At 32.3% G+C, this 13,904-nt stretch carries 11 protein-coding genes; 8 read left to right on the top strand and 3 right to left on the bottom strand.

Annotation, left to right across the window (positions count from 1 at the left end; all coding sequences use genetic code 11):
• The first annotated feature begins 7 nt into the window (after positions 1 to 7).
• The gene (locus ACYSNV_RS08110) at positions 8 to 1,111 is read left to right on the top strand and encodes an outer membrane beta-barrel protein (protein WP_461762061.1); all 1,104 of its coding nucleotides are present in this window, start codon (positions 8 to 10) and stop codon (positions 1,109 to 1,111) included.
• Between the two features lie 813 nt (positions 1,112 to 1,924).
• Here the strand turns inward: ACYSNV_RS08110 and ACYSNV_RS08105 are convergent.
• On the bottom strand, positions 1,925 to 2,554 hold the full coding sequence (locus ACYSNV_RS08105; RefSeq protein ID WP_461762060.1) for a response regulator: 630 nt from the start codon (positions 2,552 to 2,554) through the stop codon (positions 1,925 to 1,927).
• Positions 2,547 to 4,508: a tetratricopeptide repeat-containing sensor histidine kinase gene (locus ACYSNV_RS08100; protein WP_461762059.1), complete on the bottom strand. Its 1,962-nt coding sequence runs from the start codon at positions 4,506 to 4,508 to the stop codon at positions 2,547 to 2,549. The genes ACYSNV_RS08105 and ACYSNV_RS08100 overlap by 8 nt, the downstream gene beginning before the upstream one ends.
• A gap of 162 nt (positions 4,509 to 4,670) precedes the next feature.
• Here ACYSNV_RS08100 and ACYSNV_RS08095 point away from each other — a divergent pair, with 162 nt between their 5' ends.
• Positions 4,671 to 5,138 (top strand): hypothetical protein, encoded by a 468-nt coding sequence (locus ACYSNV_RS08095; protein ID WP_461762058.1) that lies wholly within the window; start codon positions 4,671 to 4,673, stop codon positions 5,136 to 5,138.
• A 325-nt stretch (positions 5,139 to 5,463) separates the two neighbouring features.
• Entirely contained in the window at positions 5,464 to 6,402 is a 939-nt protein-coding gene (locus tag ACYSNV_RS08090; RefSeq protein WP_461762057.1) for a hypothetical protein, read from the top strand.
• A 394-nt stretch (positions 6,403 to 6,796) separates the two neighbouring features.
• Here ACYSNV_RS08090 and pdxR read toward each other — a convergent pair whose 3' ends face one another.
• On the bottom strand, positions 6,797 to 8,221 hold the full coding sequence (gene pdxR, locus ACYSNV_RS08085; protein WP_461762056.1) for a MocR-like pyridoxine biosynthesis transcription factor PdxR: 1,425 nt from the start codon (positions 8,219 to 8,221) through the stop codon (positions 6,797 to 6,799).
• Positions 8,222 to 8,320: 99 nt separating this feature from the next.
• Between pdxR and ACYSNV_RS08080 the strand changes: the two genes are divergently transcribed.
• The 5 genes from ACYSNV_RS08080 to ACYSNV_RS08060 all read left to right on the top strand — a co-directional run bounded on the left by ACYSNV_RS08080 (position 8,321) and on the right by ACYSNV_RS08060 (position 13,486).
• Positions 8,321 to 8,821 (top strand): cupin domain-containing protein, encoded by a 501-nt coding sequence (locus ACYSNV_RS08080; protein WP_461762055.1) that lies wholly within the window; start codon positions 8,321 to 8,323, stop codon positions 8,819 to 8,821.
• A 10-nt stretch (positions 8,822 to 8,831) separates the two neighbouring features.
• Positions 8,832 to 9,716, top strand: coding sequence for a dihydrodipicolinate synthase family protein (locus tag ACYSNV_RS08075; protein WP_461762054.1), 885 nt, complete (start codon positions 8,832 to 8,834; stop codon positions 9,714 to 9,716).
• 179 nt (positions 9,717 to 9,895) lie between these two features.
• Positions 9,896 to 10,630: a YggS family pyridoxal phosphate-dependent enzyme gene (locus tag ACYSNV_RS08070; protein ID WP_461762053.1), complete on the top strand. Its 735-nt coding sequence runs from the start codon at positions 9,896 to 9,898 to the stop codon at positions 10,628 to 10,630.
• 361 nt (positions 10,631 to 10,991) lie between these two features.
• Complete coding sequence (locus ACYSNV_RS08065; RefSeq protein ID WP_461762052.1) at positions 10,992 to 12,245, top strand: NAD(P)/FAD-dependent oxidoreductase; 1,254 nt, start codon at positions 10,992 to 10,994, stop codon at positions 12,243 to 12,245.
• Positions 12,246 to 12,619: 374 nt separating this feature from the next.
• Complete coding sequence (locus tag ACYSNV_RS08060) at positions 12,620 to 13,486, top strand: cupin-like domain-containing protein (protein WP_461762051.1); 867 nt, start codon at positions 12,620 to 12,622, stop codon at positions 13,484 to 13,486.
• Positions 13,487 to 13,904: the final 418 nt, after the last annotated feature.

Below are 13,904 nucleotides of genomic sequence, written 5' to 3'. Positions count from 1 at the left end.
AAACAAGATGCGTAGAATGATATCCTATAGAATAAAACCTAATAATGCCACTTGTAACACAGTGGTTAGAAAAAGTCATATTAAGCCCTTTTTTTGGGGCTTATTATGCCTTGGTTGTTTTTTTATTAGTCCTTTAAAAGTACGGGCTATAACCCCGGTGAAGGTTCCAGGGAATTCAGATAAAGTTATAAAAGATTTAGCTTTTTTACCCAAACAAGCATTAAGGGATCCTTTGGTAAGTACCAATGATTTTGTTTTAGATAAAACGGCGCTTAGCAATAATTTTAATAAGGAGCTAAGTGATTTAGAAGAGGATTTAGTAATTCCTAGAAGTTTTTTTTATTCCTTGAGTCAAGTAGAATTTTATTTGGCAGGTGGAGTGAATCTAACGCAAGGGACTGTGGCAGATTTTAAAGGGAAGGGCGGAATGAATTTCACCTTTGGAGCGAATTACAAATATGAAATAGATCAAAGATGGAGTGTTCTCTCTGGTTTGGAATTTTCCCTTGCTCATAGTAAAGTAAAAGGGTCAAATATTAAGGGAAATAAAGATTATATTGATATAGAATCTGAGGAATTTAATTTCAGATTTTTAGCCTCTAGTTTTCAAGAAACCTGGAAAACTACTCATTTATCTATTCCTTTACTTGTGGGGTATCAGTTTTTAGATAACAACACCTTATATGTAAGAACAGGAGTTAAATTTGGAATAGGTTTATCAAATAAAGTAGACTTGCAGGCCAAGCAAGTAAAGACCAGTGGCTATTTTCCAGAGTATAATGTGGAATTCTTTGAACCCGAATATTTAGGTTTTGGAAATTTTCAGAACCTTAGTCAAACCAAAAAAGGCGATGCTAACTTTAGGTTTTCTTATGTTCTGGAGGTAGGAACCGAGCTGGATTTGTTTTATGATAATAGCTTAAAGGCCTCTTTGTTTATGGATCTTGGTTTAACTAATCAAGGTTTTAAACACAAGGATGATTCGCAGGTAATTGGTTATAAAGGAATTGTAAATGAAGCGTTAGATTTAAATAGTAGTTATCAAAGTAGTAGTAAAAAACTAAAAACTACCTCATTGGGTATTAAATTAATCTATAGTTTTAACTTATAAATCATATCAAGTATTTTATGGTAAAGTATTAGATTTTTATCATTTAAAGATCAAAAAAGGCAAATAAAATAAGTATTAAACTCTAGGTAGATAACACAAGTAATATCTATCTAGAGTTTTTTTATATTATATCCGTGTTATACAAAGGCTGTTTGGACTGCTTCTAAAAAGTTAGAAACTTTTTAAGGAATGCCTAGTTCTATTTTTTTTACATACCATTTAGTTGCCATCTAAGGGTAGATTTACCATAAGGGGGCTTTTTGGTAGAAAGTTCTTATGATTTTAAAAGGTAGGCTTAGGTGAGATATAAATTACTGGTGTTTTATTGTAAAACCTCCTATATGTGTAACGTTAAATACATAGTAGTTTTGTGTTTGATTTTCAGAGGATTAAAATAACTGCAAGTGGTATTTTGAATTTCGATTCCAAAGACTACAAGACGACTTTTTTTTGAATTTCTCAACAGTAAACAAAGTGGAAAAACGTCTTGATCGCTGGTTAATTATGCTAGAGTTTAAAGTATAAATCGAAAGGGTATATTGGGTCTGTTTTATCGATAAACAAGTAAACAAGCTACCAGATAAAGACTTTTCTCTAGTTATATAAAATGCTCAAATAACTTTAAAAATGATAAAAAAAAGCTATTTTAAAAAGTTTCTCTAGTTTTAGATCTATTACTAATAGCGATTATAAAACCAAAATTTTCTTATTCTTATAAGAATATTGTAAAATAGGCAAGCGGAGTTTTTAAAGATAGTTGGTTGAAAAAAATATGGCTTAAAAGCTTTTTTAGGGTAAAACAGACAAAAGTTTTTATATCAAATTATTTTCGGTGGCTATTTTTACAAGTTCAATCATATTTTTTGCTTTAAACTTCTGTAGTAGATTTCTTCGATGTGTTTCTACGGTAATAATAGATATAAATAAAACTTCTGCAATCTGGGCTGAGGTGTTTCCTTGAGAAATGGATTTTAAGATCTGTTGTTCACGTTTTGTTAGTCTGGGTAACTCAAAGTTATTTGATGTAGGTTGTAGAATGATTTCTTGGACTTGTTTACTTAAGCTTAATTCGCCTTGAATGGCCTTATCTATAGATTTTAATATTTCACAAGCGTCTGCATTTTTTAGAATATAACCGTTACCTCCATTTTCTAAAAAGCGAAATATAATACTTCTCTCCTCTTGATTGCTTATCCCAATTACAATTGTTTGTGGTGAGCTTTTTTTGATTAATTGACAAAAGTCTAATCCACTACCATCATTTAAAACAATATCTAAAAGCACCACATCGGTTTTGTTTTCTTGAATAAAATCCAAAGCAGCAGCTCCTTTTGTAAAACAAAATACTTTGAACTTTTTTTCGATATTCAGTAAAGATTTGAGTCCTTCTAATACCATAGGATGGTCATCTATGATTACTAGTTTTAGCTGTTTTTCAGACATTACATTCTATATTTATTGTTGTACCTTGACCAGGCTGGGAAATTATATCTACTTTCCCGTTAATCAGCGCTGTTCGGTTTTTAATATTAATAAGTCCTAATCCGTATTTCACTTTGTCTTTATTAAAGCCAATTCCATCATCTTCGATGGTTAAATTAACAATGTTATTGGTCTGACTAATTTGTACGATAACATTTTTGGCCCTGGCATACTTTATAATATTACTGATGCTTTCTTGGGTGATGCGATAAAGGGTTAATTGCACTTTAAAGTCTATGTCATTAAACAGGTTGAATGCTTCAAATTGTATATGAAAATCTTTTTGAGACATGCTCTGGCATAGCTCCTTAAGGGTTACTTCTAGACCTAGGTTTTTTAGGGTTTCCGGCATTAAATTTCGTGAGATTCTTCTCATTTCAGCAATGGATTTATCAATCTTTTCCAGAATCGGGAAATCATCGATGTTGTTTTTAGCCGAAAGAGTCATTCGTATGTTTGCTAGCATTCCCCCCATGCTATCGTGCAAGTCTTGGGCAATTCGTTGTCTTTCTTGTTCTTCGCCTTGTAAAATAGCTTGACTGGCTTGAAATTTACGCTGATTTTCAATAGACACAAGTTCTTGTTGATGGTTAATGTGGATTTGTTGATTGAGTTGGATTTGTTTTTTGTAGTTTCTGTAGACTAAAAACATGATGATAAAACATAGCAATAAGGCTGTTGTTAATAAAGTAATTCGCATGTTTTTACTCTGGTTAATTAGTTCGTTTTCCTTGGTTTGAAGCTCCAACTGATCTATTTTTCTTTGCTTGGTTGTGCTTTGAAGTAGCACATCGAGTTCATTCATTTTTTCTAGGATCTTGCTTTGTTGTAAGCTATCTCCTAGAGCCGCCGATTTTTTCATCCACTCATAGGCCTGTTGACTATTACCAAGTATATTATTCACCCCAGCGAGTTGGGTATAGGTGACTCTTCGATTAAAAGCCTCTTTACTTAATATGTTTTCTTGTAAAATGTGTTCTAATAATTCTTTGGCTTTTACATAGTTTTTTTGCATTAAAAACACGTTATACATACGAAAGTAAAGCAGATTTAATTGCTTGGGCTGTTTTTTTTGTTTTGCCAATCTAACACCTTTTTCCAAGGTTCTTAGAGCATTATCAAAGTCTTGTATAGTGGTGTAATACATAGCTTCTTGGTAGTGGTAATTGGTATAATGTGGTGAATCGGGATAGTCTTTGATTAGCTCTTTGGCTTTATCTAAATAAACTTTAGCTGTTTTACTATCTGGCATATAACAATAATTACTCACCAAATTTAAAAAGGTGAGTAAATGAACTGAATTTAAGCGTGGTAATTTTTCTAATTCCTCTAAGGCTTTATTGTGATACTCTTGGGCTGTTTTAAATTGTCCAACCGACATAAAGGTAAGTCCCAATTGGGTGTAACTATAGGCTAAGAGTTCAGAATTCTTGAGTTCTATGCTAAGTGGAATACAGTAGTTTGTGAGGGTTTGGACCATAAAGTCATAGCCTTTATCTTGTACTTGTATATAGGCATTGTTGTAATGGGCTTTAATTAATAAAGGACTTTTTACTTGACTGCTGCTAAACAATTCAATGGCTTTAGTGTAGTTATTAATTGCTTTTTTTATATTGTTTTGATTTTGATAATAGACCCCTTGATAGTATTGTATTGTCCCTTTAACAAGAATATCCTTTTTACCGGTGTGTAAAACTTTATGTAGTGCTTCTTTGCTTTTTATGCTATCCAAAGGGGCCAAGTACTCGGATAATAATAAATAATTTAAAAGTCGTATACTATCGTTTGTATTGGTTTGTATGTTTTTTTGAATTTGATCAAAATACTTTTGCTGATCTAGAGCAATTAAATCTTGGGCCTGGGTTTTTGCTTGAAACCATAGGATAAAAAAAACAATTAATATATTTCTAAACATCACTTATTTATAAAAAGGCAAATATCTAAAAAAAACAAATCCATTGTTGTTTATATGTTGAAAATAATGGTAAACCATTAGATAATAAATCAATGTTTTTGATTATTGTGGTGATTTTATGTTTTATTGAAATTTGTGACTTATTGATTAAATAATAAAATTATGATAAAATTAACCACTAAAATTAAAGCCAGTGCAATTGTCTTTGCATTAGTAATTGGGCTTGGCGCTACTAGTTGTAGTAAAGATGACAATTCGTATCAAGAACCCCAAGAAGAAAAAGTATCTATAGATTTGGCTGTTGGTACTTATAAAGGAACGATTAGCTCAGGGGGGTTGGATCAGTACAATTATTATGATGCTGTAATTACCGTTACCAAACAAGCAGATAATAAATTAAAGGTAACTCCTAAATTAAATGAACCCTATTCAACAGTGACCCCTAAAACCTTTACCGTAAAAGGCGAGGTAGTTTATGATGGCAATTCTAAGAGTTACTATGTTAATTCTTTACCAGCAAGTGTAGAAGGTTATTTATTTTATTATCAAGATAATAAGACCATTGAAATTCAAACCCGAGCACAATCTGAGTCTGATATAGAATTTTATTTTGAAGGAGTTAAACAATAGTTCTATTGTTTTTAAAAGAAAAAGGTAATCTAAGAACTCTATATAATAGTGTACAAAAGGTGTTATGTTATTAATCCACTTAAACTTTTTTATAATAACCAAGCCATTAATCATTATATAATTAGAGTTCTTTTTTGTTTTTTATCCAATAGAAAAACAGAAAAACTCCTTAAAAAGTTTATTAGCAAGCGCGCTTGCGAATCTTGGGTTAGGGGGGATTGTAATTATCTTGAAAAGAGCTATTTTTTCAATAACTCATCTAATAGGCAAGCCTAAATTAAGCCCAAGTTAAACCCAAATAAGTTTAATTAAAAATATTCAATATATGACAAAGATATTAACAAGTGTTCTAGTACTAGGAGCATTACTTTTTTGTAATTGTACTTCTGCCGAAGATAAGCCAGATGTTAAACAGGAAGACAAAATTCAGCAAACACCATTTAAAGAAGGGACTATTTCAATGGGAATTTTTAGTAACGATATAGAGTTAGGAAAACTCATTGAGAAGGTAGATTTTTTAACTGGAGATGTAAAAAAGCAATATGAAAATTTACTTAAAAACGATCCAGAAGTAAAAACCATATTTCAGGTTATACAAGCCAATGCAAAACAAAACCCACTTGTGGGCTTTGCAATGACTTCCAATATATCACAAAGCACTTATTATATTAAGGATCAGGAGGTTTTAGCTGATGTTAAAGGATTTGGTTGGAATATGAATCATTATCATAATGTTTTACAGGATAAAGGTAGTATGTATTTTAAAACCCTAGTTAATACTCCGCATATTGCCAAGGAGGATACAAGTATTTTTGTGGAATATAAACCAAGTAGTAATCAAGGCGCAAATGCCGTAAATACTTTAGACTTAAGTGAGTTTAATCGAGAGCCGCAAAGAGAAAAACAAACTATTTTGGGATACCAGTGTAATGTGGTTGTTTACAAACCAAAGGTTATCGATTCCTCTTTACCTATGCAATTGTATAAGATAGTGGTGTATACCAGTGATTTGTTTAGTCCTGTTATTAATTTTACACACCCGTTTTATTTACAGGAGAAGGGTGGGATTTTAGCCCTAGATATCTATTACCAAGATAGTAATACACCAACTTTAGTAATGAAGCCTAAAGAAATTAAACCCCATGCAGTTGCCAAGGAGAATTTAGTTAGTAAAACAGCTACGCCTAGTTACAATTACGATGATCTAAATTGGGCATTTAAGAGTTTCGCTATTATGACCAGCGGTTGGAGAGAGCTGGAGTAATAAACCCATAAATAAAAGTAAAAGAGTTTACTATGGCTAAACTGTTTTTGGTTAATTATAGTTATTTGTAAAACGGTTAGGGACTTTTGTTAAACAAAAAATTAAGGCATATAAAAATCTACTTGGGGTAACTAAGTGGATTTTTTTGTTTAATGCTTAGCTTGTCAAAAAAAAAGTAATACATAAGCAAAGTATATTTTTAAAAATTTTCTTTTATACTTAGATAGATTTTTTAATAATTTAAAAAAACACGCTTTATTTGTTGATATTTCATTTTGTGACACAATTCACAGGACACCCTGTGGGGGTATATACCGGATTTATATTACTTAATTAAAATAAAGGTTTAAAAATAAGCGCTTTACAATTTTGTTTTTGTCTTACCCTTGTTTATTTATTCCAATTCTTTGGCTATAGAGTCAATGGCAATTTGCATTTCCGATTCACTAATTGCACCATAACCTATTCGTAGTCCATTTACGGTTTTATCAAAACTATAATGATCAGGTGTGGTAATTGTAATACCTTTTTCTTGTAATTTTTTGGCTATTTCGATCCAGTTTACTGCCTTTTTCGGTACTATCCATAATGCAAGACCACCTTGAGGAGCTACATAAGATACTTTGTCTTTTAAATGAATGTCAACTAAACCAAGCATTAAATCTCTTTTGTGTTTATAATATAGAGTTGCTTTTTTTAAATGTCTTTTAATTGTTCCGTCTTCAATTAGTTGTAAAATAGCTTTTTCCATAATACTATCACTTTGAACATCTATTATCTTACGTAAATCAGCTACTTTTTCTATAAAATCTAAGTTATTACTAACCAGGTATCCAATGCGAAGTGCAGGGGCTACCACTTTACTCATAGTGCCTATGTATATATAATTTTTAAGTTTTGAAAAACTTGAAACAGGAACCACTGGCCTGTGGCCAAAGTGAAATTCATTATCATAATCATCCTCAATGATTGTAAAGCCATATTCATTGGATAGTTGTATTAATTCAAGACGCCTTTCCAGACTAAGGGTAACGGTGGTAGGGTATTGACGATGAGGTGTAATATAAACAGCTTTTATTTTTTTATTGTTTTCTAGACAGTGTACAACTTGCTGGATTATTAATCCATTTTTGTCAACCTGTATGGCTTGAAGATTTGCACCCGCGCTTTGAAATGCTTTCCAAGCAGGTTTGTAACCAGGATCTTCAACAAGTACGAAATCGCCTTTTTCTAGTAAACAATGTGCCGTTAAATACATGGCCATCTGACTTCCTCTGGTAATGCATATGTTTTGTTTGTTAACCTGCATTGCTCTTTGATGATTGAGCATCTTGGCAATGGATTCTCTAAAGTGGACACTTCCTAATTCATTGGCATATCCCATCATTTGCCATTTCCCCTTGATGTTAAATACCTTTCTATATGCCCTGGCAAGCTGTGCAATGGGAGCTATTTTACTATCGGGAATTCCATCATCAATTTTTAAATAAAATTGTTGCTTTGGAGCTTGTTCTGTAGCAATTTGCGTTGAGGAAAACTTATTTAAGTTACTTAAATCAGGTAACGATTCGGCAACAAAAGTACCTTTCCTTGGCTTGGAAACAAGCCACTGTTCTATAATAAGTACATCTAGGGCTTGCACAACGGTGTTTCTATTTACCTTTAAAATTTCAGCAAGACTTCTACTACCAGGCAGTGGATCTGCTGGCTTTAGTCTTCCGGATTGAATATCTTTTATAATAGCATCTGCTATTTGCAAATAAATAGGTTGATTCGACTCTTTTTCAATATGAATTTCAAAATTCCACTTTCTTAACATCTGGACTATTAATAATTAATAAAACTGTATCAGATACATGGTCCAAATATACAATAGTTTTGTCATGCAATAATGCAAATAACTAATACAAAATTAATTATGTCAGAATTTAAACAGACTATTAAAACATCAGTGGAGTCTACCGTGCAAGAAAAGCAATTTAGCTCAAAGGATTTTCACCAGACCTATGCAAGACCAGTTTATGTAAAACCCCCTTGTATTATTCATAAAAGTGTGGAGAGTGCACCTGAGCATGATCAATTTTCGCAAGAAAGAAAACATCCTGTATTTTTCGTTGACCTACCCAGTAAAAATATTAGTATGACTATAGGGGGATTACTTCCAGGACAAAAAACCCATTTGCACCGCCATACCTATGAAACCATACTCTATGTTGTTCAAGGTCAGGGGTGGACAAGAGTAGAGGATCAGATAGTTGAATGGAAGCAAGGAGATGCAATTTATATTCCTTCTTGGGCTTGGCATCAACATGAGAATAAAAGCGATACAGAGTATGCCAAATATATAGCCTGTGAGAATGCTCCTCAATTACAAAATTTAGGAGTAGCTCTTCGCGAGGAAGAAGGTAGAGATTTTTAACTGTAATAAAATGATAGAAAATGTACCTTTTAAGGGGGTTATCGCATATCCGATTACCCCTTTTACTCCCGATCAAGATATTGATATTCCGGTCTTTAAAAAGCATGTGGAAAATTTGGTTAAAAACCAATGTGATGGTATTGCGCCTTTAGGTAGTACAGGGGTGTTACCCTATTTAAGCGATTCGCAAAAAAAGGCCATCGTTCAAGCTACCATTGAACAAGTATCTGGACGCGTTCCAGTTCTAGTAGGGGTGTCTAATTTAACAACACAAAAGACCATTTATCACGCAAAATTTGCTGAAAAAGCAGGAGCTGATGCTGTTATGATTATACCTATGAGTTATTGGAAACTAACCCAGGATGAGATATTTGAACACTATCAAGCAGTGGCTATGCAGATTTCCATCCCAATTATGGTCTATAATAATCCGGCTACCTCCGGGGTGGATATGTCTGTGGACTTATTACAGCGTTTAGTACAAATCCCCAATGTTACTATGATAAAAGAGAGTAGTGGGGATATAAAGCGAATGCAGCATTTGATTAATAATCTAGGGGACAAAGCTGCCATATTTAATGGTTCTAATCCCCTGGCATTAGCTGCTTTTTCTATAGGAGCAACCGGCTGGTGTAGCGCAGCACCAAACTTAATCCCTGAGTTAAGTATCGGTCTTTATAAGGCCATTGAAAAAGGTGATTTGTTTCATGCGCGAGAACTTTTTTACAAACAGGTTGATTTACTTGATTTTATAGTAGATAAAGGATTACCACGCTCTATTCAAGCAGGCTTAGAATTACTAGGTATAGAAGCGGGTTATTTAAAAAAACCTTTAAAGTCACTTAGTGACTTAGAAATAGATAAGCTAAAACAAATACTTGCTTGTGTAAGATAAAAAAATGAAAGTTTAAATCTTTAAAAAACAGTCCCGGGGGATATCTCCCGGGACTGTTTATAGTTAAAAGGCTTTTTACCGTGATTAGTAGTACTTAATTAAGCTAAAAAAGTGCTAGTTTGATAAAAAAAAGCCTTTTTAATCTGGGATGATTTTGTAATTTAAATTAAAAATAACCAATGGAAAAACAAATTTTAAAGAACCTTGAAGCGCTTGAAAAAAGAATTCATAACGCCTGTAAATTATATAACAGAGATCCAAAGCAAATAAAGGTTTTGTTGGCAACAAAAACTGTTTCTGCTCAAAATATACAACTAGCCCTTAAAAACGGTTATACTTGTATTGCCGAGAATAAAGTACAAGAGCTTAAAGCGAAGTTTGAAGATTTAAAGCATACTTTTCACAGTAATCATTTTATAGGTTATCTTCAAACCAATAAGATAAAAGATCTAATAAAGTACAGTGTATCTTGTATTCATTCTATTGACCGCTTAGAGCTTGCAGAAAAACTGCATAAACGCTTAGTTTATGAAAACAAAACCATGGATGTACTTATACAGGTAAACACTTCCTTTGAGCAAAGTAAATTTGGAATAGAACCCCAAAGAGCTGCCTGGCTTGTAGAACAGGTTTCAAAACTACCAACCCTTAAAATAAAGGGGCTAATGACAATTGGTGTGTTTAGTAATGATTTTGAAAAAGTAGGTAAATGTTTTGATTTACTAAAAAGTTTGCAACAGGAAATTACCAGTTTAAATATAGACAATGTACAACTCACCGAATTATCAATGGGTATGAGTAATGATCTGGAAATAGCTATTGAAAAAGGAGCAACTATTCTAAGGATAGGTACGGCTGTTTTTGGACAAAGATCTTATCCTGATAGTTACTATTGGAATGAAAATAAAGATTAGTTTAACTTAATTAATTTCATTTTAGTAAGCTAAAATATAGGTATATAGGATTTATTCTAGGTGTTTTTTTGGAGTGTTTTAAAGGACTAATTTTTTTTAATGATTTTATTTACCTGGTTACCTTTTATAAAAAACGGGCACTTTGTAAAAGCTAAGGTCTACTAAAGGGGGGAATTTCTATCTATAAAACATAAAAAAGTAAAGTAAAAAAAGAAAAAAAATATAGTTATGTAAATCAGATGGATACTTTTTTTGTGATGACTTTAAAAGTGTTAATGTTTTTAATTTTAATTAAAAAAAAGTATAGGATTATAATTAAATAAATATATTATTATATTGTGTAATAATAATATTTACATCTATGAAAACCCATTATTCAATTATCATTATAGGAGCTGGGACTGCTGGAATTATGACAGGGGCTCAGTTAAAGAAAAAAGATAGTCATTTGGACATTGCAATAATAGACTCGGCTGAAAAACACTATTACCAGCCAGCTTGGACCCTAGTTGGGGCGGGGGCCTATAAAATGCAAAAGACCATAAAGTATACAAAAGATTTAATTCCCCCTGGAGTTGTTTGGATAAAAGATATGGTTAGTGCGATTCAGGGAGAATCCAATTCAGTAACAACAAAAACCGGCGATGTTTTTACCTATGATTACCTGGTGGTGTGTCCCGGACTTGTGTATGACTTTTCATTAATTGAAGGGTTAAAGCAAGCATTAGATAAAGGGGTTGTGTGTAGCAATTATATAGACCCGGAGAAAACGTGGGAAATGTTACAAAAATTTAAGGGAGGGACAGCTATTTTTACCCAGCCCAGCACCCCAATTAAGTGTGGTGGGGCCCCACAAAAGATTATGTATCTGGCCTGTGATTACTTTAAACGCAAAGGAATCTTAGATAAGACAAAAGTATACTTCCCAATGCCCGGTAGTGTCATATTTGGAGTAAAGCCTATTGCAAATACTTTAATGGAGGTAGTGGCCAGATATGGTATTAACTTTATGCCGTTTCACAATCCTATAAAAATTGACCCAGAGAATAAAAAAGTTTATTTTAAAGTTAGCGATGTAAATCATTGTGTGGTAATCTCCGATGATTCGATAGTTAATAATTTGCAACAAGGCATCGTAGAAATGTCCTTTGATTTTTTACATCTAGCTCCTCCTTCGGTAGCTCCCTTGTTTATTAAAGAGTCTGATTTAGCTAATAATCAAGGCTGGATGGATGTTAATTTAAATACCTTACAAAGTAATAAATATTCAAATATATTTGGTCTTGGAGATGTGGCTGGTTTACCAACGGCAAAAACAGGGGCAGCGATTCGAAAACAAGTTCCTGTGGTGGTGGATAATATTTGTAAACTCCTGCAAAACAAACCGGCCGATAATGCCAATTATAATGGTTATTCTTCTTGTCCATTAGTTACAGGGTATGGCAAAATGGTTTTGGCTGAGTTTAATTATCAAAACGAATTTATTCCAGACCCTAAATTAAAGCAAATCTTAGTGTTTAATAGCGATAAGGAGCACTGGCGTTTGTGGGCTTTGAAAAAGTATTTGTTGCCTTATTTATATTGGAATAAAATGCTGAAAGGTAAACAAGTTTAATGAGCTCTTTAATTAGACGCAAATTAAAAAAAACAAGTAAAATAACTATTTTACAATAGCTTTTAATAACAAGTTTAAATGCAAAAAAGACTCAGGTATTTTTGTAAAGGATCCTCTATGGTAGATTTACAGGTGTTTTTAAACTACTAGTGTAGTAGAATTATTACATCTTTCGAGTATTAGAGTAAAATCTTTTTGTTTTTATTTAAATTAAAGTTTATTTTTTTATACTAATGCAAAATTATTAGCTTTACTGGTGTTGTTACTTAAATCTAGCTATATTTTTAAAGATAATTTTTATATTTTGGTAATGGTTTATTAATTTTGTAATTACATAAATTTAATATTCACTTTGATCTATTATTAATTAAGATATGGGAAAACTTAGACTTCACGAAATAGATAGACACACTACTTTAAGTAAGCAAGATTTCATAGAAAACTATTTTAAGAAGCAAAAGCCCGTGGTTATTGAAAGATTAACCCAGGACTGGCCTGCTTATGAAAAATGGCATTTATCGTACATCAAAGAATTAGCCGGTGATAAACAGGTTCCTTTATATGATGATAGACCAGTTAGTCATAAAGATGGATTTAATGAGGCACATGCTACCATGAAAATGGGAGAGTACATCGATTTATTAGAAAGCAAGCCTACTAACTATCGTATTTTTCTTTATAACATTATAAAAGAGGTTCCTTCTTTAAAAAAGGATTTTAAATGGCCAGATATTGGTCTTAATTTAGTAAAATCTCTACCAATGCTTTTCTTTGGAGGGGCAGGTTCAAAAGTGTTTATGCACTTTGATATTGATTATTCAAATATTTTACATTTTCATTTCCATGGAGATAAACAGTGTATTTTATTTGCTCCTGATCAAAGTAAGTATATGTACAAAGTACCTCATGCTTTGATATCACGTGAGGATATCGATTTTGATAATCCAGATTTCGATAAATTTCCAGCATTAAAACACTTACAGGGATATGTATGTAATTTAAAACATGGCCAGATGCTTTATATGCCTGAGGGATATTGGCATTATATGAAATATTTAACGCCAGGTTTTTCCATGAGTCTTCGCGCTTTCCCTTCAAAAATAAGTAACCTAGCTAAAGCGGCTTATAATGTAACTATTATGAGAGGATATGATACTTTAATGCGTAAATTAAAAGGACAGGCTTGGATTGATCAAAAAAATGAGATGGCAATTAAAAACACCAATAAACATTTGCATTAATTGCATTAATCTTTAAAAGGTTTGTAAACTTGCGAAATTTTAACATGTTAAATAATCGTATTATGTACAGTTATTTTCTTGTTATCAGATATTTGATAGATTAAAAAAAATAATGATAGGCTTGGGTGATTCTTTTTATAAAACAACCGAGCTGGTTGTTGGCCAAAAAAAAAATGCCCCAAAAGTATCTAACTAGACATGCCCCAAAAAGTTAGACACTTTTTGGGGTATTTCTATTACTATCTTTTTGGGGTATTTGTTTATTTTCTTTCGCCTTGTTTTGGAACTGAAATATAAAAAGTTGTTGTTGGTGTGTAGATTCTCAATGCGATACACTCTTATAATCTTGCTGTAAAACTTTGTTGGCGTTTTAAGGGTAGTTTGGATTCTAATTGAGAAACTCACTTGCCTTATAACG

It is taken from the genome of Myroides sp. LJL119 (assembly GCF_054871605.1).
The sequence above is the reverse complement of the archived record's forward strand: the minus strand, read 5'-3'. Positions and strand labels throughout refer to the sequence as shown.